This is a genomic window from Klebsiella sp. BIGb0132 (assembly GCF_024810075.1).
Lineage (GTDB): Bacteria > Pseudomonadota > Gammaproteobacteria > Enterobacterales > Enterobacteriaceae > Klebsiella > Klebsiella terrigena.
On sequence record NZ_JANUDW010000001.1, the window covers coordinates 1,367,607 to 1,393,190 of the forward strand.

Here is a 25,584-nt window from a genome sequence, read left to right on the forward strand (position 1 = left end):
GAGATAATTAACCGAGCGTTTGCGTGACTTCATTTAACTCTTTGCCATCGAGCTCACGCTCAAAGCTGCGCAGACGTTTGTAGATGGACATCAGCTCCACCAGCGTCGTCCAGGAGCTGATCAGGTACTGGAACGAACCGCGCACCTGGCCAAATACGTTGGTTATCTGCGTCATCAGGCCCAGCGTAATCGTACCGGCAACGATCGACGGAAACAGCAGGAACAAACCGAAAACGTTATCGACCTGCAGATAGAGAATGCGCGCGATGTTGAAGTACATGTAGTGGAAATAGAGGCGGAAATAGTTGCGGCGTACGGCGCCGAACAGCTCGCGAACGGTCGGTGGCGTCGCGCGAGCGGCGTCATCTTCGCCGTATACCAGCTCCTTACGATAGGCCGCCTCAACGCGCTGGTTTTTAAACTCCAGCCCCGGCAGCTTGATCCCCACCACCGCCAGCATACCGGTGCCCATCAGCGACCAGACGATCGCCGCAATCACCAGGCCATACGGCAGGTGGCCAACAATCGGCAGGTCCGGCACGTGCTCGGACAGGGTGACCAGCACCGGCAGAAAGGCAATCAGGGTCATCACCGCGTTGATAAAGCTCACGCCCATATCTTCAAGGGTAGAGGCAAAGCGCATGGTATCTTCCTGCACACGCTGGGCCGCACCTTCGATATGGCGTAAATGGTGCCAGTGCGCCATGTAGTGTTCGTTCATCGCGGTACGCCAGCGGAAGACGTAGTGGCTGACGAAAAAGTTGTTCATCACGCCGATAATCACCGCAATAACCGCAATCCCGAGGAATACACCAATCTCTTGATAAAACTGGTTAATACTGACCTTATGCGGCGTGGCCAGCGCGGCCTGTATCAGATCGTAGAACGGCGCGTACCAGGCGTTGATCGCCACCCCCACTTCCACCAGGAACCAGGTGACGAAGATAATCAGCGACGTGCCGAGGATCGACCAGTACTGCCAGCGATGCGGGCACCAGCTAAACCAAAACAGGGCGAAAACGCCGACGCAGAACAGGTAGTAGGCGTAAAAAACCAAATAGTTCAGCGACCAGAAGCGCGCGGCGCTGATGGCCACGTTTTGCGATGCGCCGGCCATTCGCAGCAGCCAGTCGCCGCCGCCCGCCTGCCAAAAGATCACCGCCAGCAGCGACCAGATAAAGGCAGAGATAAAAAACGGCCCCGGTTTGGGGAAAAAAGATTTAAACATCATGCTCTCCTGCTAACTTCTTATCATTCTGATTATGCTGTGTACCACGACAATGCCCGCCGCAGAGGAGCAGCGGCAAGGAAAGGCGACCGAATTATGAGACCGGATATCAGCAGCTTAGTTCGTCTGCCAGGCGCTAAGAATTGTTTCTGTGGATTTCACGCGTACAGGATTGCCGGGGACGGTCAGCGTACGCCAGACCTCGTTATAGTGGGCAATCAGCGTTTGTGCCTGCGCCGCCGGGCGGTTAGCGGTAGTATGCGCATCTTCGGCGACGGTTAGAGCATAGCCGCGGCTGGCGCCGTTCTTGATGGTGGTATCAACGCAATAGTCCGTTGCGCAGCCACAAATCACAAACTGCGTAATGTCCTGCTCGCTCAGCACCTGCGCGAGGCGGGTCTGATAAAACGCATCGCAGGCGGTTTTGGTGACAAAAATTGCATTTTCCGGCTGCTCCATCTCAGGCAGCAGCGCAAAACCTTCGCTTCCCTCTTCCAGCCCGCCATCCTCAGCGTGCTGAATAAAAATCACGCGATCCGCCGCGCGGACAAGGCGGTTAATTTGTGCGACGCAGCGCTCACGCTCAATACGCGGGGTCGCAAAAACGCCATTTTGCATATCTACTACCATTACTACCCGTTGAGCGGCCATGTCTCTCTCTCTTACAACCTGATAAACCAAACAATAATCATACGCGCCCGCCGGGTAAAGCGGGTATCGAAAGCGTAAAAAATCGTTTTTTACGCACCGTTACGTTTTTCCGTGAAATATTGTCGTCATTGCGCTTCGCTGTGCGCCGCTTCGTAGTATAAATACGCTCTATATCTCTTTTCATCATATGGATACCCCCGTTGAAACGTAGTCTGCTCATTTTTGCTGCGCTGTGCGCGGCGTCGTGGACATCGGTCCAGGCTGCTCAACCGAGCGTCGATCCGGAATTTGCCTCCGATGTTGTCGACCGTTATGCCAACCATATCTACTACGGTAGCGGCGCCACCGGCATGGCGCTGGTCGTCATCGACGGTAACCAGCGCGTTTTTCGCAGCTTTGGCGAGACGCGTCCGGGCAATAATGAACATCCTCAGCTGGATTCCGTTATCCGCATCGCCTCACTGAGCAAGCTGATGACCAGCGAAATGCTGGTGAAAATGCTCGATCAGGGGGTGGTGAAGCTTAACGATCCGCTGAGCAAATACGCTCCGCCGGGCGCTCGGGTGCCGAGCTATCAGGGCACGCCGATTACGCTGGTTAACCTGGCGACGCATACCAGCGCCCTGCCGCGTGAACAGCCCGGCGGCGCGGCGCACCGCGCGGTCTTCGTCTGGCCAACCCGCCAGCAGCGCTGGGAATGGCTGTCGACGACGTCGTTAAAAGCCGCTCCCGGCTCGCAGGCCGCCTACTCCAACCTCGCGTTTGATCTGCTGGCGGACGCCCTCTCGAACGCCGCGGGCAAGCCTTATCCGCAGCTGTTTGAAGAGCAAATTACCCGCCCGCTGGGCATGAAGGACACCACCTTTACGCCATCGCCGGATCAGTGTGGCCGCCTGATGGTCGCCGAGAAGGGCGCCAGCCCGTGCAACAACACCCTGGCGGCGATCGGCAGCGGCGGCGTTTACTCTACGCCGGGCGATATGATGCGCTGGATGCAGCAGTTCCTCTCCTCTGATTTTTACACCCGCGGCCAGCAGGCTGACCGCATGCAGACGCTGATCTATCAGCGCAGCCAGCTGACCCGCGTTATCGGTATGGACGTGCCGGGGAAAGCCGATGCGCTGGGCCTTGGCTGGGTTTATATGAAGCCGAAGAATGGGCATCCGGGCATTATTCAGAAGACCGGCGGCGGCGGCGGATTTATTACCTACATGGCGATGAACCCGCAGGCTAACGTGGGTGCCTTCGTGGTGGTCACCCGTTCCTCGCTGACGCGCTTTAGCAATATGAGTAACGGCATCAACGACCTGGTCAGCGAGCTCAGCGGCGAAAAACCGCTGCCCGTTCCCGAATCCTGATTAATATTCTGAAGGCAAATGGTTGATGCTGACCAGTTTGCCTTTATCCATTTCGATATAGCCGCCCTTACGCAGAGCAGCAAGCACTTCGGCAACAACGGAGCGCGAAATACGCGTTTTTTGATGAATATAATTCATAACACCAATACGGAAACGTAATTCTTCGTCCCAGTCAAGCATCGACAGCAGCGTTGCGCGAATTTGCTCATAGGAGTTATTACCGATTAGCTGCAGGTCGCGTAGCTCCATAATGCGGTTATGCCATACCAGCCAGCAGAATGCGTCGCGCCACAAATTATTCTGGTCGATTATTTTAATCGCCAGGGAGGAAGGCAGGTGGTATCCGCTGCACTCTCCTTCGGTCATTAATTTATATTTCACCTCATTTTTCATTACCCCATCGGCCAGCCCGATAATAAAAGGGGCCTGAGCGATGCCCACAAGGATATTTTCACCTCGGCGCAGCGAGATTACGCCGGCTAAAATAACCACCGTTTGGTCGCAATGTATATCGTTCGAAAATATAATCTTCTTTTCACTACAAAAATCGAAGCGCGTGCCGTATTTTGACAGGCATTGATCCAGCTGACCAAATTCATTAAGCGGTTTACTCAGCGATAGCATTTATGCATTCCTGACAATAATGCCCGTCAACTCCTTGACGGGCATACTTTTAGATTAAATAACCTTTAATGTTTTATCACTGCAAACTATCTTACCAGGTGTATTTAACGCCCACGTTAGCAGACCAGTCCTGATCCACGTCCCCGCCGCCGAGGTAGCTCACATCAGAGTAGGCGCTGAAGCTGCGGGTAAAGCTGAACTGCGTACCCAGCCCAACGCGTACCGCAGAACCTTCGGTGCCGTTATCGATAGCATCCCCGTTGACCTTAGCGTTGTTGTCGGCATCGTCATACACGTAGGCCAGCTTGAAGTAAGGCGTAAGCGCCTGATCGCTGCCGTAGCTAAAGGTGTAGCCCGCGTCAACGCCCAGCTCATAGCGCATGCTGTCGTAAGACTGTTCGCCCACTTTCATGCCGTTGCTCAGGCGGTAGTCGTCCCCGGACTGGAACAGGCCGGATACGCTGCCGTACGGAGTCACATAGCCCGCATCGCCCAGCTTCCAGTCGTAGCCCAGCTTCAGACCAAAGCCCCAGGCGTCTGTGGAAGTCCTGCCATCGACGTACTGGCCGTTGCTCATGTTGGCAGACAGCTCGTTGCTGAAGCGAGAGTAGTTCAGTGAACCGTCAACAAAAACGTTGTTTGCAAAGCGAGCGGACGAGTAGACGTAGGCCGTCTGGCTGTCCTGATCCACCTGACCACTGCGATCGCTCAGGTCGCCTTTCACGAAGCCCGCTGCGGCCCCGACGATCCACTGAGCATGGTTCCCCTCAATTTTGCTATCCAGCCCCAGCATGACGCCGTTCACGTTCTGATCGTAGCTGATAGCGTCATTGTCGCCGTTGAAGCTACCGCCAAAGTAGCTGCCCCAGACGCCGCCGTTATCCGCCAGACCATGCCGGGAGTGGGTCAGACGAGTCGCCACGGTATCCTGCTGTAGGTTCCAGATATTGCTGTTAGCGGACGGGATGCTGAGCGCCATATTTGCGTAATCGGTCAGCGACCGCTGCTGCATAACCACTACGTTGCCTTCCTGCTTAGCCTGCCAGGTGTAGGCACCCAGATCGGCTTTGTTTGCCGCAGAGAAGGTGGCGCTGCTGCTCTTGTCGTTAACATAGACCAGCTCTTTGCCTTTGTAATCAGCAATGGAGCCCGTACCGACCGCATTATCAATACGCACTTTATAGTTGCCGGTGGCGGCCGCAACGTTGTCGCCCGCGTTATCCACTTCGGACTGGTCAAAAGAGGTATCGGAGTCACCGTTGCCGTTGATGGTCAGGTGACCATCAGAGTTCATGGCGATGATGCCATAGCCGTAGTTAGGCTTAGCGGTATCGTTAGTGCGATCGTTGGTTAAATCGGCATTCAGCACGAAGCGATTGCTGTGAACATTAAACACGCCAGCATGTACATCCCCGCGGGCATCCGTCGAGCTGGTCAGGTTCAGCGTATCGGCCTGCAGCGCGTACGCCGTGCCGTTGCCGACGTCCAGAATACCGTCGTGAGTCACGTTGACGATGTTGGCATACAGCGCGGCATCATCCACGCCCCAGCCGGCGGAGACATCGTCGGCAATCGTGACGGTACTGCTGTCGATTGTCAGCGCGTGGGTCGCCACGTGGCCATCTTCATCGATCTTCAGGACAGAGCCGCCGGTCAGAGAGATAGTGTCAGAGACCAGGGTGGAGTCCGCTACGTTGACCACAGAACCGCTGTTGATGCTTAAAGTATCAATCAGCGACGTTTTGGTCGTATCCCACCGCGAACCGCCGTTCAGCGTCACGTTGAACAGACCGCTCTGATAGACTTCGTTGCCGGCAACGTGACCGCTTTCACTGTAGGCCGTGTCGCTGCTGTTGACACCATAGGTTGACCATGGCCACAGGCTGTTCGCCGCGACATCAATCAGCGTTGCGGTCGCTTCAGTGCCTTCGCCAAAGCTGTCGTAAACGCCATCGCCATCAGAATCGATCTGATGCGTGGAGATCGCGGCCCCCACCCACTTGCTGCCGTTATTCAGCGTGACATCCATACGGTCGGTACCATCCCAACCGTTAGTGTCTACGGCAGAATTGGTATCCCGATAGCTGTCCGCACCGTTCGGGAAGAAATTGTGGTCAAAGTTACTGGAAAATAAGATATCCCCCATCAGGGTCGAATGAGTAAGGTTAACCGTCGTCTGCATCGCGTTATCCGCATGCGGATTGGCGATGGCGGAGATCGCGACGTCATCGGCATTGAAGCCGGCATCGCCGTTCACGTTCAGGCCGCTCCCGCCGTAATCGCTGGCGTTATTGTTGTTGCCGAACCAGCCGGAGGTGCCTTCATCCGACCATGAGCCGGACGTCACGGTAGAATCCGCTACGCTAATCGTGTTCTGAAACACTTTGCCGCTGTTGACGCCGGTGCTGACGGTATTGTCGTCAATATCTCCCCACTCGTAGCCCTGAGTCAGGGTGATGCCGGCAACATGGGAGTTATTTTTGACGACCAGATCGACCTCCTGATCCAACGTAATGGCCGTCCCAAGATCGTAAACGTCAACAACGTGCGTATCTACGGAGCCATCGGCGTGCGTGCCGTTGTAGGTATAGTGCTCGTAGTTATCATCAATGGTCGAGTTATCAACGGTCAGCGCCAGGCGGTCATAAACGTAGCCGGTAGCGTCACGACCCACGCAGTCGGTGGTCATGCACTCGGAGGTGATCATCCCGTGAATGGTGCTGTTTTTAATAGTCAGGCTATTGCTGTTCGCGTTGGTAGCAAGACCATCGTCCAGATAGTAAGTCGAGATCACGCCATTAACGACGGACTTATTGATGACCGGATAAATGTCACCGTTATAAAGACTATCCGTCGCATAGTTATTCCAGCCTACATAGCCATTATAATAAACGCCGTCGGCATAGTTAGCGTCGTTATAATGTTTAAATGTCGTGTAGTTGGTTCCAGATATATCAGTAACAGCACTTGCCTGAGAGGTGATAGCCAAAGTGCAGGCTAATGCTAATTGTGAAACTACAAATTTCTTTTTCCAAGGGTGCATTGTCATCCCTCCTCAGGGACGTAATATCGTTGATCCATCAATTATCAATACGTAGAAGAACATTATTATGCTTCGCGGAACGATTATGCGGTGTCAGCGAGGAAAGGTTCAATTATTCTTTAGCCAAAGTCCGAAACCGGACAATAATTTAACCAGCACAACTCCCGGAAATAAAAAACAAACATACTAACTTCAGTTAATTAGCCACCAAATAAACACGAGATATAAAACGAACAAATACATTAGCAAACAAACAAAACAACAATGAATAAACAAACCAAAATCCTCACCCATATTAAATATATAAATCCAATTAACTCCAAAAACATCCAATAAAAAACAAGCACCCCTGCATATATAAATATTCACTATGCGCATTCAATTCAGCAACCCATTATTATTGCCAGCGCCGTTCGCGCGGGGAGATTTTAAGCCACTTTCGTAAAACGCCCGCCCTCAGGTTCGGGTATACTGCGGTCTTTCATTTCACAAAATCAGGCAAACCATGACAGATTTAATCACTCGCCCGCGCCGCTTGCGTCAGTCCGCTTCGCTACGCGCCCTGTTTGAAGAGACAACACTGAGTTTGAATGACCTGGTGTTGCCGATCTTTGTTGAAGAAGAAATCGACGATTACAAAGCCATCGAGGCCATGCCCGGCGTGATGCGCATCCCGGAGAAACACCTGGCGCGTGAAATCGAGCGTATCGCTAACGCCGGTATCCGGTCGGTGATGACCTTCGGTATTTCCCATCACACCGATGCCAACGGCAGCGATGCCTGGAACGAAAACGGCCTGGTCGCGCGGATGTCGCGTATCTGTAAGGATGCGGTACCGGAGATGATCGTGATGTCCGATACCTGCTTCTGCGAATACACCTCCCACGGCCACTGCGGCGTACTTTGCGAGCACGGCGTAGACAACGATGCCACCCTGGTGAACCTCGGCAAGCAGGCGGTTGTTGCGGCAGCGGCCGGCGCTGATTTTATCGCGCCATCCGCCGCGATGGACGGTCAGGTGCAGGCTATTCGCCAGGCGCTGGATGCCGCCGGCTTTACCCGCACCGCCATCATGTCCTACTCCACCAAGTTCGCCTCTTCGTTCTACGGCCCGTTCCGCGAGGCGGCGGGCACCGCGCTGAAGGGCGATCGTAAAACCTATCAGATGAGCCCGATGAACCGCCGGGAAGCGATTCGCGAGTCGCTGCTTGATGAAGCCCAGGGCGCTGATTGCCTGATGGTGAAACCGGCCGGCGCCTATCTTGATATCCTGCGCGATATCCGCGAGCGCAGCGATCTGCCGATCGGCGCTTACCAGGTCAGCGGCGAGTACGCGATGATCAAATTTGCCGCCCAGGCGGGGGCCATCGATGAAGAAAAAGTGGTTCTGGAAAGTCTTGGAGCCATTAAGCGCGCCGGCGCGGATCTGATCTTCAGCTACTTCGCCCTCGATCTCGCCGAGAAGAAAATCCTGCGCTAAATCCGCCTTACGGGCGCCAGGCTCCGCGCGCAGGCCGGGAGCTCTCCTGACCTGCGCCGCGCTTTCGGGCCTGCCAATGCCGAATCTTCACCCAACTGCAATATAAGCGACACTTCCACCTTCTACTGTCTGGGCAGGACGGAGGAGGAAGCGCTATGTTTAGTCTCGATCATGTACTCGACGACCTGTGGCCTCAGGCCAGGCCCGCCGCCTGGCAAAAGAAGCTGCTAAAAAAACTGCTCCATGAGGAAGAGTTTCAACAATTTGCCGCCCGCCATCGTCACCTGAAGGGGCTCGATACGGTCGAACAGGTGCTGGAACACCTGAATATTCGCTGCGCAATCCCGGCGCACGATCTGGAACAAATTCCTGAACACGGCCCGCTGGTGATCGTCGCCAATCATCCTACCGGTACCCTCGACGGCCTTGCGCTACTCTATGCCGTCTCCCGCGTTCGCCGCGATGTCAAAGTCGTGACCAACCGCCTGTTGACCCACCTTGAGCCGCTCAGCTCGCTGTTCATTCCGGTCGATAATATCAACGGCCGTACCGCTAAAGCCGCGCTGCAGCAAATGGATCGCCAGTTGCAAAACGGCGGCGTGCTGATCTTTTTCCCAGCAGGTGAAGTCTCGCGCCCGACGCGCCGGGGGATCCGCGATAAGAAATGGCATCCCGGCTTTATCAAGCTGGCGACCAAATATCGCGCCCCGCTGCTGCCGGTGTGGATCCGCGCGCACAACAGCGCCCTGTTTTACGCCAGCACCCTGCTTTCAGAAAACCTGCCGCTGCTGCTGCTCATGCAGCAAATGTTCCGTCGCCGCAACAGCAGCCTGCCGATCGGCATTGGTCAGCAGATTGCCTGGTCCAGCTGGTATAGCCCGCAGATGTCTCCTCGGGAGCTGGCGGACCGCTGCTATCGCCACGTCGAGCTGATGGGCAAAGGTCTGGCGGGCATATTTAAAACGGAAAGCGCCATCGCCCGTCCCGAAGACCGCGCGCTGATAAAACGCGAGCTGCACCGCGCGGAGAGCCTGGGGCACACCGCCGATGGCAAAACCATCTATCTGTGGCAGCGCAACGGTCAGGACGACGCCCCGCTGCTGCGCGAGCTCGGCCGCCTGCGGGAGATCGCCTTTCGTGCGGTGGGGGAAGGTAGCGGCAAGCGTCGCGACGTCGACGGCTATGACGACGATTATCTGCATCTGATTCTGTGGGATGAGGAAGATCTGGAGATCGTCGGTGCCTATCGCTTTATGCCCACCGCAATGCAGCTGGAAAAGCGCGGGATGGAGGGGATTTACAGCTATAGCCTGTTCCATTACGACCAGCGGATGGACGACATTCTCCAGTACGGTATTGAGCTGGGGCGCAGCTTTATTCAGCCGCGCTACTGGGGACGGCGCGGGCTGGATTATCTGTGGTCGGGCATCGGTGCCTACCTCGCACGCTACCCGCACTATCGCTATCTGTTCGGCCCGGTATCGATTTCCGGCGGCCTGCCGCCGGCGGCCCGCGATCTGCTGGTGGCCTTCTATCGTCTGTGGTTCCCGGCGACCCACCCGCTGGCGGAGTCGCGCCGTCCCTATCCCGCTTCGCTACCGGACGTGCTGGCGCAGTTTAGCGGCGAGGATTATGCCGAGGATCTCACCCGGCTGAAGTCCCTGCTCGGCAATCTCGGCTGCGCCATTCCCCCGCTGTATAAGCAATACTCCGAAGTGTGCGAGCCGGGCGGCGTGCAGTTTATCGATTTCGGCAGCGATCCTGACTTCAACAACTGCGTGGACGGGCTGGTGCTGGTGGATTTGACCTACCTGAAGGCCAACCGCTATCAGCGCTATATCGGCGCGCATCTATAAAGCGTCATCTCCCGGCCTGCGGCGCGCAGCGCCATAGCCGGGCGTCCCGGGGCGCTATCCGGCCCGGTAATACGGCTTATCGCCGAGGATCGTCGCCCGGTGCATGATGCGCCGCTGCGGCAGATAGTCGGCGTTGGCGTAATGCTGGGTCACGCGGTTATCCCAAATCGCCACATCGTTCGGCTGCCAGCGCCAGCGCACCTGAAACTCGGGTTTCGTTATATGGCTAAACAGGAAACCCAGCAGCGCCTCGCTCTCTTTCTCAGTGACGTCAACAATGCGCGTGGTAAAGCCTTCGTTAACGAACAGCGCCTGCCTGCCGGTCACCGGATGCGTGCGCACCACCGGATGCAGCAGCGGCGGGTTCTTCTCTACCGCCTCCAGCCAGCGCCGGTGCTCCTCTTCGCTGTTGCGGTATTTATACTCCTGGAACGATTTACGGAAATCATGCTCCGCCCGCAGGCCGCTCAATAGCTGACGAAAAGGCTCAGAAAGCGCTTCGTACGCCGCCACGCCGCTGGTCCACAGGGTGTCACCGCCGGTGGACGGCAGCTCTTTCGCCGCCAGAATCGCGCCGGCGGGCGGCGTCTCGATGAACGTGACGTCGGTATGCCAGTTGTCGTTATCCGGCGGATTATCGTCATGGGTGTCGAGCACGATAATTTCATCGACGCCCGGCGCGTGGGGATAGACCGGATGAATATGCAGGTCGCCAAAGCGTAGCGCAAAGTCACGCTGCTGCTGCGGGGTAATATTCTGCTCGCGCAGGAACACCACCTGATGGCGCAGCACCGCGTGATACAGCTGCTCAAACTGGTTATCGCTCAGCGGACGCGCGAGGTCCACGCCGGCGACCTGCGCGCCAATATAGGGCCCCAGCGGGGTAATGCTCAGACGTTCACTCATTGTACTTCTCCATGCCAGGGCGTCAGGCGGCGCTGCAGCGCGCGCAGCCCCAGTTCCAACAGAAACGCAATTATCGCAATCACCGCAATCCCGGCCAGCACCACGTCGGTTGCCAGGAATTCGCCGGCGGATTGCACCATAAAACCTAATCCGCGGGTGGCGGCGATCAGCTCCGCGGCCACCAGCGTTGACCAGCCCACGCCAAGACCAATGCGCAGCCCGGTGAGGATCTCCGGCAGCGCGCCGGGTAAAATAACCAGCCACAGCACCTGCGCGCGGCTGGCGCCTAACGACTGGGCGGCGCGGATGCGCACCTGCTGGGCGCTTTTCACCCCCGCCAGTGCCGACATCGCCACCGGGGCGAAAATCGCCAGATAGATCAATAAGATCTTCGACGTTTCGCCGATGCCGAACCAGATAACCATCAGCGGGAGATAGGCCAGCGGCGGCACCGGTCGGTAGAGTTCAATTAACGGATCGAGAATGCCGCGCACCGTCGGGCTCAGCCCCATGGCGATCCCCACCGGAACGCCGAGCAGCACCGCCGCCAGCAGCGCGATGACGATCCGCGTCAGGCTCGCCGCCAGATGCTGCCAGAGGGTGGCATCCATAAAGCCCTGCGGGCCGGCAATGGCGATCAGCTTGTGCAGCACCTGGCCCGGCGGCGGCAGAAACAGCGGGCTAACCAGCTGTAGCGCCGCGACGGCCCACCAGATAGCCAGCAGCACCGCCAGCGTCGCCGCGCTCAGCGTCAGCTGGCGGGAAACCGGCCAGCGCCACTTCAGCGGTCGCCGACGCGGTTTATCGTTGATGACCACGCTCATGAGAAGGCCTCCCGTTGTTCGAATACCCGGCTCAGCACGTATTCACGCTGCTCGATAAAGCGCGGATCGGATTTAATGCTGCGGCAGGACTCGCCGGCGACGAAGCGGCGGCCAAAGTCGAGCGGCAGGCGCTCCAGCACCCGCCCCGGTCCCGGCGACAGCAGCACCAGCTCGGTGGCCATAAACACGGCCTCTTCAATATCATGGGTAATAAGCAGGACCTGCTTGCCGGTCTCGTGCCACAGGCCGAGCAGCAGGGTTTGCATCTGTTCACGGGTAAAGGCGTCCAGCGCGCCGAACGGTTCATCAAGGAGCAGCAGCTGCGGGTTTGCCGCCAGCGCTCTGGCAATCCCCACCCGCTGACGCTGGCCGCCGGAAAGCTGCCAGATAAAGCGTTTTTCAGCCCCTTCGAGGCCCACCTTCTTCAGCATCTGCGCCGCGGTTTCCCGACGCAACGCTTTGTCCACGCCCGCCAGCTGCAGCCCCAGCGCCACGTTATCCTGCACGTTACGCCACGGCAGCAGGCCTTCATGCTGAAAGACCACGCCGCGTTCGGCACCCGGTCCGCTTACGCGCTGCCCTTCAAGGACGATGCTGCCGTGCTGATAAGGCACGAATCCGGCAATCAGGTTCAGCAGCGTGGTTTTACCGCAGCCCGACGGCCCAAGGACCACCAGCAGTTCGCCGCTGTCCAGCGTCAGGTTGATATCCGCCAGCGCCGGTTTGCCGCCGTAGTCGGCAAAGAGATGCGAGATTTGCAGCATCGTGACCTCCTTTATTTCACAAAACGGTCGGTGACGTACTGGCTGTAATCGGCGCCGGCATCGGGTACTTTGCCCTGCTCTTTGAGGAACTTAGCCGTATCGATAATCGCCTTGTTCACCGGCCCGTTCAGCTCCTGCGCCTGCTGCGCCGCGGTCAGGTAGGTATTGCCCTTCACCAGCCCGGGGACGTCGGCATCCGGCACGCCGCTCAGGCGCGACAGTTTGCTGATATTTTCCGGCTGTTTCAGCCACGCGTCCGGGTTAGCGATGTAGGGCTGCTGGGCGTCGATTGCGCTCTTCGCAAAGGCTTTCACAATCTCAGGGTGCTTCTCGGCAAAGTCTTTACGCACCACCCACACGTCCAGGGTTGGCGCGCCCCACTCGCCGACCTGCGACGAATCGGTCAGCACCTTGCCCTCTTTTTCCAGGGCGTTGACCGCAGGAGCCCAAACGTAGGCGCCGTCGATATCCCCGCGCTGCCAGGCGGCAATAATCGCCGGCGGCTGCAGGTTGATAATCTGCACCTGGCCCGGCTTAATGCCCCAGTGCTTCAGCGCTGACAGCAGGCTGTAGTGGGTGGTGGAGATAAACGGCACCGCGATGCGCTTACCGATCAAATCTTCGGGTTTGGTAATGTCCTTTTTCACCACCAGCGCTTCGGAGTTGCCGAGCTTTGAGGCGAGGAGGAAGACTTCAATCGGTACCTGCTGGCTGGCGGCTACCGCCAGCGGGCTGGAGCCGAGGTTGCCAATCTGGACATCGCCGGAGGCCAGCGCGCGCACGATGCTCGCCCCGCTGTCGAACTTGCGCCAGTCAACGGTCGCCCCGCTCTCTTTGGCAAAGGTATTGTCCGCCTGGGCGACTTTCGCCGGCTCGGCGGACGTTTGATACGCCACGGTGACGTTGACCGCCTGGGCCTGAAAAGCGGCGAATGCCAGGGCGGCGAAAAGTGTAATGCGCGATGCGTGTGCCATAGTGTCTGCTCCCCTTCGTTGTTATGGGTGCAGTATTTCCGGCCTGATGCGTTTGATGAAGTAATTAAAAATTCTGGCTAATAGCCAATCGTCATTAGAAAAAAAGCGGCAAAAGATAGTTAAAAACGGGGATTAAGAAGCGGGAGCGCTGGCCCCGGCCAGCATTACGGGGAAGGGGGAGACGCCCGGCCGGCGGCGCGCTGCGCCGTCGCCGGGCTATCGGTCAGCGTTTGGCCGCCAGGGCGGCAATATCTTTCGGCGTGGTGCGACAGCAGCCGCCAATCAGTTTTGCCCCCGCCGCCAGCCACTGCGGCAGATACTCGCTGAGGGCAACGCAGGACTCGCCGTGATGGTGCCAGGTTTTGCTCACCGCGTCGTAGTGTTCCCCGGAGTTGGGATAGACCACCAGCGGCAGCGCGGTCAAACCGTGCAGATGCTGTAACGCGGCGGTGGTGTTCTCCAGCGCAATACAGTTAATGCCCAGCGCCACCACCTGCGGAGAGTCCGCAAGCGCCGCCACCACTTCGCTCAGGGGCGTGCCGTCGCTGAGATGCCCGGCGTCGCGCAGGGTAAATGAGAACCAGGCGCGAGCGCGCGGGTACTCAGCCAGCAGCAGCGCCAGCGCCTTAATTTCGGCAAATGACGGCAGGGTTTCGCAGGCCAGCAGATCGGCTCCGGCATCGAGAAGCGCTTCCACGCGCGGGCGATGGAAGGCCTGAAACTCTTCCACGCTGCGCTGGTAATCGCCGCGATATTCCGAACCATCGGCAAGATAGGCGCCGTACGGCCCCACCGAACCGGCGACCAGCAGCGTGCCGGCCTGCAGGTTTTCCGCAAGGCAGGCTTCCCGCGCCTTGCGTGCCAGCTCAACGCTTTTTCCAATCAGCGCTTTCGACTGCGCTTCATCCAGCCCGCAGGCGGCGAAGCCCGCCGGAGTGGCCTGATAGCTGGCGGTAATCGCGACCTGCGCTCCGGCGCGGAAATAGTCGAGGTGCACGTCGCGAATCAGCTGCGGATTTTCCAGCAGCACCCGCGCTGACCACAGGCTATCGGCCAGATTACAGCCGCGCGCTTCCAGCTCCGTCGCCATCGCGCCGTCGAGCAGCACAAAGGGCTCGCGGGCGAGGATAGAGGTTAACGGGTTATTCTGCGACATGCTGTTGCTCCCTGTTGAGTTGTCGTGAGTGGGTCAGATACCAGGCACCATAGCACAGCGCCACGAAGGGGATCCCGCACCACAGCGCAATTCGCTGGCTGGGGTCAAACGCCAGGCCCACGCAGGCCACCAGGCATAAAATGAATCCCAGCACCGGCACCAGCGGATACCAGGGCGCACGATAGTGCAGTTCGCTCAGGGCTTTACCCTGCTGGAGATGGCGACGGCGGAACATAAAGTGCGAGGCGCAGATGCTGAGCCACACCGCCACCACCGCAAAGCCGGAAATCGCCGACAGCGCGACAAACACCGTATCTGGCGCAATTACGCTGGAAAACAGCGCCAACACGCCGCCAAGCATGCTCACCGACAGCGCGGTCAGCGGCACGCCGTTTTTGTTCACTTTGGCAAAGCACGCCGGCAGAGTCCGCTCGTTCGCCAACGACCACAGCATCCGCCCGGAAGCGTAGAGTCCGGAGTTGGCCGCCGACAGGATCGCCGTCAGGATCACGAAGTTAAAGATATCCGCCGCGTAGGGGATGCCCACCTTTTCAAAGACCAGCACAAACGGGCTTTTCTCCACTCCCGCCTGCTGCATCGGGATCAGCGCCGCCAGCACAAACACGGTGCCGATAAAAAAGATAATCAGCCGGGCGATGGTGGTACGAATGGCGATCGGGATGACTTTATGCGGGTTTTGCGTTTCGCCCGCCGCGATGCCGATAAGTTCGGTCCCGGAGAAGGCGAAGTTCACCGCGACCATGGTCATCAGGATCGGCAGGCCGCCGTGGGGGAACCAGCCTTCAGAGGTCAGGTTACGCAGCCCCGGCGCCGGCGAGCCGTCCTGCATCGGGATAATGCCGAATATCGCCGCCCCGCCGAGAATAATAAAGGCGATGATGGTGATGACTTTGACCAGCGAAAACCAGAACTCGCCTTCGGCAAAGAAGCGGGTAGAGATGACGTTGAGGAAGAAAATCACCGCGCAGAACACCACGCACCACACCCACACCGGCACCTGCGGAAACCAGTACTGCATACAGAAACCGGCGGCGGTAAAGCTCGATCCGAGCGCCACCGTCCACGTCAGCCAGTAGAGCCACGCTACCGTATACCCCGTTGCCGGGCCGAGATAGCGGGCGGCGTAGACGTGAAACGCCCCGGTCTCCGGCATCGCCACCGACAGCTCGCCGAGGCACTGCATCACCAGCCAGACCACCAGCGCGCCAATCAGATAGGCCAGCAGCGTTCCCGCCGCCCCGGTGGTCGAGATGATATAGCCGGTATTAAAGAACAGGCCGGTGCCAATCACGCCGCCCAGCGAGAGCATGATCAGGTGGCGGGTTTTCATGGTGCGCTTCAGCGGCTCACCCTGCTGTGGTGTACTTTGCATATTACCTTCTATACGTATGGACATCTAAACATCCAAAGAGGTGCAGTTATACCGCGCCGCAGCTGAAATTGCAAAACAAGCGCCGCTTTCCACGCCGTTTTACGGGCGTTTGCCCGAAAAATGCGCGCGGGTTCTGGGCATTTAAATGACAAAAAGCAAAACGTGATCGGCATAAATACAAAAATAAAACAATGTTGCTATTTTTACAAAACACAACACCTAAAAAGGATAATCAGATGACAACCCGCCCCTTTCCTCTGTTGGCTGCCGCCGCTATCGTCGGCGTCATCCCCTTTCATACGGTTCTCGCCGCCAGCGCGGTGACGTTTGCGGATAAAGTCTGCGACGTCACCCAATACGGCGCAGAAGGCCAACGCCTGCAGATTGCGCTGAATACCGACGCCATTCAAAAAGCGATCGATGACTGCGCCGCCGCAGGTGGCGGCACGGTGCGGGTCCCGAAGGGAAACTATCTGACCAATCCGCTTTTTTTGAAAAGTAATATTCGGCTCAAGCTGGAGAAAGACGCGACCCTCGTCGCCTCAAGCGAAGTCGCAGCCTGGCGCGGAGATGAAAAAACGCAGTATGCCGCAGCGGAAAACGGCTGGCTGCCGTTTATCAGCATCGCCGATGCGCAAAACGTCGCTATCGTGGGTGAAGGGACCATCGACGGCCAGGGAGCGGTATGGTGGGAGCGCTGGCGAGAAAATATTCGCGCCAGCGGCAAGAAAGGCGGCACCGACCGGCCGCGGCTGATCTACATCACCCGTTCGAGCAACGTGCTGATCGACGGCGTGACCCTCACCCACTCGCCCAGCTTCCACATCGTCACCCGCTACGCGCATGATATCGACATTAACGGCACGCGAATTTTATCCCCGTGGCATGCGCCGAATACCGACGCCATCGATCCTATCGACAGCCAGAACATCCGCATCACCAACAACTATATCGACTGCAATGACGACCATATCGCCATCAAAGCGGAGAGAGCCGATCCGCGCTTCCCTGACGGGGTGGTCGATAATATTTACATCGCCAACAATACGCTCAGGCAGGGGCGCGGTATCTCTATCGGCAGCGAAAGCGCCGGCGGCGTCAACAACGTGCTGGTGGAAAACAACACCTTTGAAGGCTCAATGTACGGCATTCGCATTAAGAGCCCGCGCGGCAAAGGCGGTGAGGTAAAAAATATCGTTTACCGCAACACCACCATGCATAACGTCGAGGTGCCGCTGGTCTTCTCCGCCTACTACAAAGCCGCGCCTATCGTGCAGGCCGAGGTCGACAAGCAGCTGCAGGCCGGAGGATTTACCCTCGGCGAGCAGATCTACCCGCCGGACAGCGACCCGAAACAGCCGTTCGACAAATATAAAACCCCGCACTTCAGCAACATCACCGTGGAAAATTTAACCTCCACCGGCGATAGCAAAGCGGCGGCCTATATTATCGGTACCCCGGAGGCACCGCTGAGCGGGTTCCACTTTAGCAACGTCAACATCGAGGCGACCCGCGGTCTACGTATTCGTCACGCCGAGCTGGAGACCCGCGGCCTCAGCCTGAAGGTAAAAGAGGGCCCGGTGATTCAACAGGACGCGGGCGCCGTCGTTCGCGACTAGCGCTACATTTGTGGGCAGCTGCACCAGGACGCATATCTTTGCGCGCGCAGGCTGCCCTTTTTTGGATCGTCCCGCGGCTAACCCCCCGCGTTTATCGGGGCTCTGACCTGGCACTCTCTTTGCAACCCTCCACATATCTGAAATACCAGGTTCACCAGGCGTCATTGTTGCAGGCAGTTTGGGCATGGACAGCGCGCAAAAACCGGAGCGTACACCTGGTACGTGAGGATTTATTCGCTGCGCTCACCCTGTGGGCCGCCCTAAAGGGCGTTCAAAATACTCGCGTATTTTGTTGAGCACTGCCCAGGCCTCAGCTGGCAAATAAAATAGCGTGGTGAGCCGGGTCACTTTATCTGGCGAGGTCGTAAAAATGACAGAGCAAACCACAACGCTAAAAAGAACGCTCGGCAGTTTCCGCCTGTGGGGGATTGCCGTTGGGCTGGTTATTTCCGGGGAGTATTTTGGCTGGAGCTACGGCTGGTCCCAGGCCGGGACGCTGGGATTTCTCATCGTGGCGCTGGCGGTTGCCGCCATGTACTGCGCCTTTATTTTTAGTTTCACCGAGCTGACGACCGCGATCCCCCACGCCGGCGGCCCGTTCGCCTACGCCTACCGCGCTTTTGGCCCGACCGGCGGCTTTATTGCCGGCTTCGCGACGCTGATTGAGTTCGTCTTCGCCCCGCCGGCGATTGCCATGGCGATTGGCGCCTACCTCAACGTCCAGTTTCCGGCGCTGGACCCAAAATGGGTGGCCTGCGGCGCCTACGTCATCTTTATGACGCTGAACATTCTCGGCGTCGGCATTGCCGCTACCTTTGAGCTGATTGTCACCCTACTGGCGATTTTCGAACTGCTGGTGTTTATGGGCGTGGTCGCTCCGGGCTTCTCGTGGAGCCACTTCACCGCCAACGGCTGGGCCGGGGCGGAGAGCTTCAGCGGGCTCGCGCTGCCGGGAATGTTCGCGGCCATTCCTTTTGCTATCTGGTTCTTTCTGGCTATTGAAGGCGCATCGATGGCCGCCGAAGAGGCTAAAGATCCGCAGCGCACCATCCCCCGCGCGCTGGGCGGCGGGATCCTGACCCTTACCGTATTGGCGATCGGCGTCATGGTGTTTGCCGGCGGCGTCGGCGACTGGCGGGCGCTCGCTAACATCAACGATCCGCTGCCGCAGGCGATGAAAATGGTGGTCGGCAGCAGCAGCGGCTGGCTGCATATGCTGGTATGGCTGGGGCTGTTCGGCCTGGTGGCCTCGTTCCACGGCATCATCATGGGCTACTCCCGGCAGATCTACTCGCTGGCGCGGGCCGGCTACCTGCCCGCCAGCCTGGCAACGCTCAACCGCCGCACCCGCACGCCGCATCTGGCGATCCTCGCCGGGGGCGTGGTGGGCATTGCCGCTATTTTCTCCGACTCGCTGATCACCATCAGCGGGATGCCGCTCACCGCCTGCATCGTCACGATGTCGGTATTTGGCGCTATTGTTATGTATATCACCTCGATGGCGGCGCTGTTCAAGCTGCGCCGCAGCGAGCCGAAACTGATTCGCCCGTTCCGCGCGCCGCTCTATCCGTGGGCGCCGGCCTTCGCCCTGGCGATGGCGGTGCTCTGCCTGGTGGCGATGGTCTGGTATAACACGCTGCTGGCGCTGATTTTTGCGGCCATGATGCTCGGCGGCTACCTGTGGTTTCGTAAAACCGCGGCGGCCCGCGAGCGCGCGCCGGTGGATCCGCAGCTGCGTATAGTCTCCTGAGGAGGCGACATGTATAAAACAACGCTATCAGGCCAGGTCTGGCGCTTTGATAGTCTGAAGACGCTACTGGCGAAGGCCTCTCCGGCACGTTCCGGGGATGCCCTCGCCGGTATTATCGCCGAGAGCGCCGAAGAGCGGATGGCGGCGAAAATGGCGCTGGCGGAGGTGCCGCTAAAGGCGATCCTCGACAGCCCGCTCATCCCCTACGAGCAGGACGAAGTCACCCGGCTGATTATCGACACTCACGATAGCCGCGGCTTCGCGGCGATTAGCCACCTGACGGTAGGCGACTTTCGCGACTGGCTGCTTGACGACGCCACCGATACCGCTACCCTGCAGCAGGTGGCGCGGGCGATAACCCCGGAGATGGCGGCCGCGGTCAGCAAGCTGATGCGTAACCAGGACCTGATCCTCGCCGCCAGCAAATGCCGGGTAACCACCCGCTTTCGCAATACGATTGGCCTGCCGGGGCATCTCAGCGTGCGTCTGCAGCCCAACCACCCGACCGACGATCTGAAGGGCATCGCCGCCAGCATGCTCGACGGCCTGCTGTACGGCGCGGGCGACGCGGTTATCGGCATCAACCCGGCCAGCGACAGCCTGCCGGTGCTGGCGCAGCTCAACCATATGCTCGACGATATCATTCAGCGCTTTGCGATCCCCACCCAGTCCTGCATTCTGACCCACGTCACCAACACCCTGCAGCTGATTGAGCGCGGCGGGCCGGTGGACCTGGTGTTTCAGTCGGTGGCGGGCACCGAGGCGGCCAACGGCGGCTTCGGTATTAATCTGGCGCTGCTGCAGGAGGCCAGGGAGGCCGCGCTGAGCCTCAACCGCGGTACCCTCGGCAACAACGTGATGTATTTTGAAACCGGCCAGGGGAGCTGTCTTTCGGCTAACGCCCACCACGGCGTCGATCAGCAAACCTGCGAAGCCCGCGCCTACGCCGTCGCCCGCCATTTCGATCCGCTGCTGGTCAATACCGTGGTGGGATTCATCGGCCCGGAATATCTCTATGACGGGAAGCAGATTATTCGCGCCGGCCTCGAGGATCACTTCTGCGGCAAGATCATGGGGCTGCCGATCGGCTGCGACGTTTGCTATACCAACCACGCCGAGGCGGATCAGGATGACATGGACACCCTGCTGACCCTGCTGTGCACCGCCGGGCTGACCTTTTTAATCGGCGTTCCCGGCGCGGACGATATCATGCTCAACTACCAAAGCACCTCGTTCCACGATGCCCTGTACGCCCGCCGCCTGCTGGGCCTCAGGCACGCGCCAGAGTTCGCCGCCTGGCTGACGAAAATGCAGATAACCCACCCGGACGGCGCGCTGCGCCTGACCGACGCCCGCCATCCTCTGCTTTCCGTGATGGCGTAAGGAGAACCGGTATGAATCGCCCCGACGCCTGGAACCCGCTACGTGAATTCACCGCTGCGCGCATCGCGCTGGGCCGCAGCGGCGCCAGCCTGCCAACCCGCGAGGTGCTGAATTTTGGCCTCGCGCACGCCCGGGCGCGCGACGCCATCCACCAGCCTTTTGACAGCGAAGGGTTGATATCCCCGCTGGCGGAGCTGGGCCTCTCGTCGCTGACGGTGCACAGCGCCGCCGCCGATCGGTATATCTATCTTAACCGCCCCGATCTGGGGCGACGGCTGAACGATGAGAGCCGCGCGGACCTCGCCGCCAGCGGCGCGCGTCCCGCCGACCTGCTGCTGGTTATCGGCGACGGGCTCTCCTCTTACGCGGTGCAGCGCCAGGCCCTGCCGCTGATCCGCGCCCTGCTGCCCTATCTGCAGACGCTGGGGCTGAGCCTCGCGCCGGTGGTGCTGGCCCATCAGTCTCGGGTCGCGCTGGGGGATGATATTGGCGAAACGCTGCGGGCCCGCGCGGTGGCGATACTGATTGGCGAACGGCCGGGGCTTTCGTCACCGGACAGCCTCGGGGTTTACCTGACCTGGCAACCGCATCGTCAGCGGCTGGAGTCGGAGCGCAACTGTATTTCGAATATTCGCCCGGAAGGGCTGGGCTATGATGCCGCCGCCTTTAAGCTGGCGTGGCTGCTGGAGCAGGCTTTTCTGCGCCGGCTGACCGGCGTGCGTTTGAAGGATGAAAGCGATAATCCTGCACTGCATGGCAGGGTGAAACCCCTGGTCATCGGGAAAGATTAAAGCTGCTCGGGGCTGCGGCAGATAAGTTCGGTCGCCGCAACCGCAAGCAGCCTTGTGCTACACAAAGCACACCTCGTTCCAGTAGGCTTCACGCGTCCTGCGCCGCTCAGTATGTTTTATCATGGCGAAACCACCGCGTTTCGACATTCCCCATATCAATGCCGTACAGGCTGGCGACCGGTAATATGGCCTCCATCATTCGCTGGGTATCCTGCTGTCCGGCTTCAGCGTGAGATAGCGAAGCCAGCCAGCGCGTCATTCGTTGCCATAATGTGAGTTTCATTTTTTCCTCCGTCGGGAAGCGTTTTGCCTGGGTCTATTTCAACCACAGCCTGCGCCGCTGGGGAAATATCAATTCCGTCTTTTCAATCCCGGAAGATGCATATTACGCGTCTTCTCCAGGGCCGCCGGGCGGGCGCCGCCTTATGCCAATACCCATGATCTTGTTAAGTTCTTTTTTGCTATAGATAAGAACTTTTTCTTCTTTGCCGTCAGCGGCCAATCTATGGGAGCGTAATAACCACAGAACATATACAGGGACTTAGGGGATATAATAATGCGCAAGACAAAAACAAAAATTGCACTGGCGCTGGGCATTTTGGTGCTTGCCGCGCAGGCTCAGGCCGACCAGCTGGCGGATATCAAAGCCGCCGGGGTAGTAAAAGTCGCCACCTTCGATGCCAACCCGCCGTTTGGCTCGGTTGACCCGAAAACGCACCAGATCGTCGGCTATGACGTTGATTTCGCCCAGGCGCTGGCTAAATCTCTCGGCGTGAAGCTGGAGCTGGTCGCCACCAACCCGGCCAACCGCATTCCGCTGCTGCAGTCCGGTAAGGCCGATCTGATCGTCGCCGATATCACCATCACCCCGGAACGCGCGCAGGTGATTGATTTCTCAACGCCGTACTTTGTCACCGGCCAGCAGTTCCTCGTGCCGGCTAAGTCGGCGGATAAGCTTGATGACTACAGCAAAGCACGCATCGGGGCGGTAAAAGGCACCACCGGCGAGCAGGCGCTGCACCAGCGCTTCCCGCAGTCGCGCGTGCTCTCCTATGACGATATTCCGCTGGCGCTGACCGCGCTGCGTAACGGCAACGTGCAGGCGATTACCCAGGACAGCACCATTCTCGCCGGCCTGCTGGCGGAAGCGCCGGATAAAGCCAACTTTAAAATCATCCCCGACCTGCTGAGTAAAGAGGAGATCGGCGTCGGCGTGAAGAAAGGCGAGCCGGCGCTGCTGAAGGCGGTGAACGATGAGCTGGTGAACCTGGAGAAATCTGGCCAGGCGGCAAAAATTTACGACGTCTGGTTCGGCCCGGCGACCAAAACCCCACAGCCGCGCGCGTTTACCATAGAAGCTAAATAATATGTTATCGGGTTTATTTTCACGCTCCGCGGCCTCGGCCGCGGATTTTTCACATCTGCAGAACGCCAGTATCGAACTGCGTAAAGCGGCAAAAAGCTACGGCGATCATCGGGTGCTTAACGGCGTCGATCTGCAGATAAATCCCGGAGAAGTGGTGGCGATCCTCGGCCCCTCCGGATCGGGAAAATCAACGCTGATCCGCCTGATCAACCAGCTCGAAACCCTGAGCGACGGCGAGATCCTGATCGACGGCAGGCCCACGCGTCAGCTCAGCGCCGCCGCGTTACGCCAGCTGCGCAGCCGCGTCGGATTCGTGTTTCAGCAGTTTAATCTCTACGCCCACCTGACGGCGCAGGAAAACATCACCCTGGCGCTGGAGCGCGTGCACGGCTGGGCGAAAAATGACGCCCGCCAGCGGGCGCTGGAGCTGCTGCAGCAGGTGGGGCTGGAGGATAAGGCCAGCCAGATGCCGGCCCAGCTCTCCGGCGGCCAGCAGCAGCGCGTGGCCATCGCGCGCGCCCTCGCCTCTTCGCCGCAAATTATTCTGTTCGACGAGCCAACCTCGGCGCTCGACCCGGAGATGATCGGCGAGGTGCTGCAGGTGATGAAAACCCTGGCGCACAGCGGCATCACCATGGTGGTGGTCACCCACGAGATGCAGTTTGCCCGCGAGATTGCCGACCGGGTGGTGTTTATCGACGGCGGCGATATCCTCGAAGTGGCGCCGCCGGCGGAGTTTTTCGCCCGCCCGCAGCACGCCCGCAGCCGCCGCTTTCTGCAAAAGGTGCTTAATCCGCTGCACCAGGAGGGCCTCGAGTGACGCCGATTCTCGACTGGCACGGCGTACTCAGCGGCCAGCCGCTGCAGTGGATCGTCTCCGGGTTTCTCACCACCGTATGGGTCAGCGTTGCCGGGATGGCGCTGGCGACCGTGCTGGCTATCCTGCTGCTGGCGCTGCGCCTCGGCGGCGGCAGGCCGGGGCGCTGGCTGGTGGCCTGCTGGGTTTCGCTGTTCCGCAACACCCCGCTGCTGGTGCAGCTGCTGTTCTGGTACTTTGCCGCCTGGAACCTGCTGCCCCTCGGCGCCCGCGATTTTATCAACGCCGACCACGCCTGGTCGATTCTGCCGGGTAACGTCTGGTGGCTGACGCCGGAGTTTATCTGCTCGATGTGGGGACTCGGAGTCTTTACCTCGGCGTTCCTGATCGAAGAGATCGCCTCCGGGCTGCGCGCCGTCGGCAGCGGCCAGCGGGAAGCGGCGGTCTCGCAGGGGTTTACCCCGTGGGGAGAGCTGCGCCATATTCTGCTGCCGCAGGGGCTGGCTAACGCCTGGCAGCCGATTGTCGGCCAGTATCTGAACCTGATGAAGCTCTCGTCGCTGGCAAGCGGCATTGGCTTTGCCGAACTGACCTATCAGGTGCGGCAAATTGAAAGCTATAACGCCCACGCGCTGGAAGCCTTTGCCGTCGGCACCGCGCTGTATCTGGCGCTCGGCGTGGCGATGGGGCTGCTGCTAACGCGCCTCGGCCCGGGTAATAGTCCGCACAGGAGAGCCCAGCATGAACGCTAATCTGGCGGTTATCGCCGACAATCTCGATTACCTGCTGTGGGGACGCCTGGCGGAAGGCATTCCCGGCGGCGTGGCCCTGACGCTGATGATGGCGGTTGGCGCAGCGGCGCTGGCGCTGCCCGGCGGGGTTTTACTGGCCGGCGCCGCCTGGCGCTATGGCGGAGCCGTCCGTCGGCTGCTGTTTTTGTGGGCCGAAATCATTCGCGGCATTCCGCTGATTTTCGTCATTTTTTGGCTCTGGTATCTGCTGCCGATGCTCACCGGCAGCGATCTGCCCGGTGCCGTGACGGTGACCCTGGCGCTGGCGTGGTTTACCGCCGCCTCGGTGATGCACTCGGTGCTGGCCGGCCTGCAGTCGCTTCCCGCCGGCCAGTATGAGGCGGCGCGGACGCAGGGCTTTTCCGCCGGACAGGCGCTGCGCCTGATCCTGCTGCCGCAGGCGCTGCGCAACGTGCAGCCTTCGCTGGTGGGGATTTTTATCGGCCTGCTGAAGGATACGTCGCTGGCGTTTATCGTCAACGTCCCGGAGCTCACCACCGTCGCCGGCCAGGTGAACAACCGCGTCCAGATCTATCCCCTGGCCATTTTTGTCTTTACCGGTGCGGTCTACTATCTGCTGTGCTGCGGCCTGAGCCTGCTGGCAAGCCGCCGTTTTCGCTGGCGCAAGCGGCTGAAGCCGGCATAAAAATCGCCGCCGCACCCGGCGCGCTGCCTCCCTGCCCTTCGTCATCGGAGGGCACTATTTTCGCCCTTTCCGCGGCGACAAATCGCTACCGTTCACTATTTGTTCGCCTTACCGTCATATAACGATCATATAAAACGCCATTAATAGTGCCCAGTTTAACGACG

At 59.2% G+C, this 25,584-nt stretch carries 22 protein-coding genes; 11 read left to right on the top strand and 11 right to left on the bottom strand.

The genetic code is table 11. The annotated features are described in order from the left end of the window. Window positions 1-7: 7 nt before the first annotated feature. Both sbmA and M2416_RS06325 read right to left on the bottom strand, forming a co-directional pair. Window positions 8-1,228 carry a peptide antibiotic transporter SbmA gene (gene sbmA, locus M2416_RS06320; protein WP_041144248.1) on the bottom strand — a complete coding sequence of 407 codons (1,221 nt, stop codon included), beginning with the start codon at window positions 1,226-1,228 and terminating at the stop codon, window positions 8-10. Window positions 1,229-1,345: 117 nt separating this feature from the next. Then, complete coding sequence (locus M2416_RS06325) at window positions 1,346-1,858, bottom strand: isochorismatase family protein (protein ID WP_259222737.1); 513 nt, start codon at window positions 1,856-1,858, stop codon at window positions 1,346-1,348. Window positions 1,859-2,079: 221 nt separating this feature from the next. Between M2416_RS06325 and ampH the strand changes: the two genes are divergently transcribed. Beyond that, window positions 2,080-3,237, top strand: coding sequence for a D-alanyl-D-alanine-carboxypeptidase/endopeptidase AmpH (gene ampH, locus M2416_RS06330; RefSeq protein WP_041144246.1), 1,158 nt, complete (start codon window positions 2,080-2,082; stop codon window positions 3,235-3,237). On the opposite strand, the gene iprA is transcribed toward ampH, so the two are convergent. Continuing rightward, window positions 3,238-3,861, bottom strand: coding sequence for a hydrogen peroxide resistance inhibitor IprA (iprA, locus tag M2416_RS06335; RefSeq protein ID WP_259222739.1), 624 nt, complete (start codon window positions 3,859-3,861; stop codon window positions 3,238-3,240). Between the two features lie 91 nt (window positions 3,862-3,952). Further along, window positions 3,953-6,904 (bottom strand): autotransporter adhesin EhaB, encoded by a 2,952-nt coding sequence (gene ehaB / locus M2416_RS06340; protein WP_259222740.1) that lies wholly within the window; start codon window positions 6,902-6,904, stop codon window positions 3,953-3,955. 505 nt (window positions 6,905-7,409) lie between these two features. Between ehaB and hemB the strand changes: the two genes are divergently transcribed. Continuing rightward, entirely contained in the window at window positions 7,410-8,384 is a 975-nt protein-coding gene (gene hemB / locus M2416_RS06345; protein WP_259222741.1) for a porphobilinogen synthase, read from the top strand. A 155-nt stretch (window positions 8,385-8,539) separates the two neighbouring features. Further along, the gene (gene olsF, locus M2416_RS06350; protein WP_076944625.1) at window positions 8,540-10,240 is read left to right on the top strand and encodes a bifunctional ornithine lipid synthase OlsF; all 1,701 of its coding nucleotides are present in this window, start codon (window positions 8,540-8,542) and stop codon (window positions 10,238-10,240) included. Between the two features lie 54 nt (window positions 10,241-10,294). Here the strand turns inward: olsF and tauD are convergent, their stop codons facing one another. The 6 genes from tauD to mmuP all read right to left on the bottom strand — a co-directional run bounded on the left by tauD (window position 10,295) and on the right by mmuP (window position 16,257). Next, window positions 10,295-11,146 (bottom strand): taurine dioxygenase, encoded by an 852-nt coding sequence (gene tauD, locus M2416_RS06355; protein ID WP_237374997.1) that lies wholly within the window; start codon window positions 11,144-11,146, stop codon window positions 10,295-10,297. Next, the gene (gene tauC / locus M2416_RS06360) at window positions 11,143-11,970 is read right to left on the bottom strand and encodes a taurine ABC transporter permease TauC (RefSeq protein WP_041144240.1); all 828 of its coding nucleotides are present in this window, start codon (window positions 11,968-11,970) and stop codon (window positions 11,143-11,145) included. Before tauC ends, tauD begins: the two co-directional genes overlap by 4 nt. Further along, window positions 11,967-12,734 carry a taurine ABC transporter ATP-binding subunit gene (gene tauB, locus M2416_RS06365; protein WP_045854154.1) on the bottom strand — a complete coding sequence of 256 codons (768 nt, stop codon included), beginning with the start codon at window positions 12,732-12,734 and terminating at the stop codon, window positions 11,967-11,969. Before tauB ends, tauC begins: the two co-directional genes overlap by 4 nt. A gap of 11 nt (window positions 12,735-12,745) precedes the next feature. After that, complete coding sequence (gene tauA, locus M2416_RS06370) at window positions 12,746-13,708, bottom strand: taurine ABC transporter substrate-binding protein (RefSeq protein ID WP_123706720.1); 963 nt, start codon at window positions 13,706-13,708, stop codon at window positions 12,746-12,748. Between the two features lie 223 nt (window positions 13,709-13,931). Continuing rightward, window positions 13,932-14,864 (bottom strand): homocysteine S-methyltransferase, encoded by a 933-nt coding sequence (mmuM, locus tag M2416_RS06375; RefSeq protein ID WP_259222749.1) that lies wholly within the window; start codon window positions 14,862-14,864, stop codon window positions 13,932-13,934. Next, entirely contained in the window at window positions 14,851-16,257 is a 1,407-nt protein-coding gene (gene mmuP / locus M2416_RS06380; protein WP_076944621.1) for an S-methylmethionine permease, read from the bottom strand. The genes mmuM and mmuP overlap by 14 nt, the downstream gene beginning before the upstream one ends. 236 nt (window positions 16,258-16,493) lie before the next feature. Here mmuP and M2416_RS06385 point away from each other — a divergent pair, with 236 nt between their 5' ends. The 4 genes from M2416_RS06385 (at window position 16,494) to eutC (ending at window position 21,800) form a co-directional block, all read left to right on the top strand. Beyond that, window positions 16,494-17,876, top strand: coding sequence for a glycoside hydrolase family 28 protein (locus tag M2416_RS06385; RefSeq protein WP_259222751.1), 1,383 nt, complete (start codon window positions 16,494-16,496; stop codon window positions 17,874-17,876). Window positions 17,877-18,246: 370 nt separating this feature from the next. Further along, window positions 18,247-19,626 (top strand): ethanolamine permease, encoded by a 1,380-nt coding sequence (gene eat / locus M2416_RS06390; protein ID WP_178994188.1) that lies wholly within the window; start codon window positions 18,247-18,249, stop codon window positions 19,624-19,626. Window positions 19,627-19,635: 9 nt separating this feature from the next. Further along, on the top strand, window positions 19,636-21,009 hold the full coding sequence (locus M2416_RS06395) for an ethanolamine ammonia-lyase subunit EutB (RefSeq protein WP_259222756.1): 1,374 nt from the start codon (window positions 19,636-19,638) through the stop codon (window positions 21,007-21,009). An 11-nt stretch (window positions 21,010-21,020) separates the two neighbouring features. After that, entirely contained in the window at window positions 21,021-21,800 is a 780-nt protein-coding gene (gene eutC, locus M2416_RS06400) for an ethanolamine ammonia-lyase subunit EutC (protein WP_259222758.1), read from the top strand. A gap of 106 nt (window positions 21,801-21,906) precedes the next feature. Here the strand turns inward: eutC and M2416_RS06405 are convergent, their stop codons facing one another. After that, the gene (locus tag M2416_RS06405; RefSeq protein ID WP_041144231.1) at window positions 21,907-22,083 is read right to left on the bottom strand and encodes a hypothetical protein; all 177 of its coding nucleotides are present in this window, start codon (window positions 22,081-22,083) and stop codon (window positions 21,907-21,909) included. 273 nt (window positions 22,084-22,356) lie between these two features. Here M2416_RS06405 and M2416_RS06410 point away from each other — a divergent pair, with 273 nt between their 5' ends. Genes M2416_RS06410 through M2416_RS06425 form a run of 4 tightly spaced genes read left to right on the top strand, consistent with a single transcriptional unit; the run spans window position 22,357 to window position 25,420 of the window. Then, entirely contained in the window at window positions 22,357-23,166 is an 810-nt protein-coding gene (locus M2416_RS06410) for an ABC transporter substrate-binding protein (protein WP_157349052.1), read from the top strand. Between the two features lies 1 nt (window position 23,167). Continuing rightward, the gene (locus tag M2416_RS06415; protein ID WP_195709777.1) at window positions 23,168-23,986 is read left to right on the top strand and encodes an amino acid ABC transporter ATP-binding protein; all 819 of its coding nucleotides are present in this window, start codon (window positions 23,168-23,170) and stop codon (window positions 23,984-23,986) included. Further along, window positions 23,983-24,735, top strand: coding sequence for an amino acid ABC transporter permease (locus M2416_RS06420; protein WP_041144228.1), 753 nt, complete (start codon window positions 23,983-23,985; stop codon window positions 24,733-24,735). Before M2416_RS06415 ends, M2416_RS06420 begins: the two co-directional genes overlap by 4 nt. Beyond that, window positions 24,725-25,420 (top strand): amino acid ABC transporter permease, encoded by a 696-nt coding sequence (locus M2416_RS06425; protein ID WP_076944614.1) that lies wholly within the window; start codon window positions 24,725-24,727, stop codon window positions 25,418-25,420. Before M2416_RS06420 ends, M2416_RS06425 begins: the two co-directional genes overlap by 11 nt. Window positions 25,421-25,584: the final 164 nt, after the last annotated feature.

Bases quoted from the DNA above. Each gene is read 5' to 3' on its own strand.
- sbmA (WP_041144248.1), bottom strand. From the start codon at position 1,228: ATGTTTAAATCTTTTTTCCCCAAACCGGGGCCGTTTTTTATCTCTGCC.
- M2416_RS06325 (WP_259222737.1), bottom strand. From the start codon at position 1,858: ATGGTAGTAGATATGCAAAATGGCGTTTTTGCGACCCCGCGTATTGAG.
- iprA (WP_259222739.1), bottom strand. From the start codon at position 3,861: ATGCTATCGCTGAGTAAACCGCTTAATGAATTTGGTCAGCTGGATCAA.
- ehaB (WP_259222740.1), bottom strand. From the start codon at position 6,904: ATGCACCCTTGGAAAAAGAAATTTGTAGTTTCACAATTAGCATTAGCC.
- hemB (WP_259222741.1), top strand. From the start codon at position 7,410: ATGACAGATTTAATCACTCGCCCGCGCCGCTTGCGTCAGTCCGCTTCG.
- olsF (WP_076944625.1), top strand. From the start codon at position 8,540: ATGTTTAGTCTCGATCATGTACTCGACGACCTGTGGCCTCAGGCCAGG.
- tauD (WP_237374997.1), bottom strand. From the start codon at position 11,146: ATGAGTGAACGTCTGAGCATTACCCCGCTGGGGCCCTATATTGGCGCG.
- tauC (WP_041144240.1), bottom strand. From the start codon at position 11,970: ATGAGCGTGGTCATCAACGATAAACCGCGTCGGCGACCGCTGAAGTGG.
- tauB (WP_045854154.1), bottom strand. From the start codon at position 12,734: ATGCTGCAAATCTCGCATCTCTTTGCCGACTACGGCGGCAAACCGGCG.
- tauA (WP_123706720.1), bottom strand. From the start codon at position 13,708: ATGGCACACGCATCGCGCATTACACTTTTCGCCGCCCTGGCATTCGCC.
- mmuM (WP_259222749.1), bottom strand. From the start codon at position 14,864: ATGTCGCAGAATAACCCGTTAACCTCTATCCTCGCCCGCGAGCCCTTT.
- mmuP (WP_076944621.1), bottom strand. From the start codon at position 16,257: ATGCAAAGTACACCACAGCAGGGTGAGCCGCTGAAGCGCACCATGAAA.
- M2416_RS06385 (WP_259222751.1), top strand. From the start codon at position 16,494: ATGACAACCCGCCCCTTTCCTCTGTTGGCTGCCGCCGCTATCGTCGGC.
- eat (WP_178994188.1), top strand. From the start codon at position 18,247: ATGACAGAGCAAACCACAACGCTAAAAAGAACGCTCGGCAGTTTCCGC.
- M2416_RS06395 (WP_259222756.1), top strand. From the start codon at position 19,636: ATGTATAAAACAACGCTATCAGGCCAGGTCTGGCGCTTTGATAGTCTG.
- eutC (WP_259222758.1), top strand. From the start codon at position 21,021: ATGAATCGCCCCGACGCCTGGAACCCGCTACGTGAATTCACCGCTGCG.
- M2416_RS06405 (WP_041144231.1), bottom strand. From the start codon at position 22,083: ATGAAACTCACATTATGGCAACGAATGACGCGCTGGCTGGCTTCGCTA.
- M2416_RS06410 (WP_157349052.1), top strand. From the start codon at position 22,357: ATGCGCAAGACAAAAACAAAAATTGCACTGGCGCTGGGCATTTTGGTG.
- M2416_RS06415 (WP_195709777.1), top strand. From the start codon at position 23,168: ATGTTATCGGGTTTATTTTCACGCTCCGCGGCCTCGGCCGCGGATTTT.
- M2416_RS06425 (WP_076944614.1), top strand. From the start codon at position 24,725: ATGAACGCTAATCTGGCGGTTATCGCCGACAATCTCGATTACCTGCTG.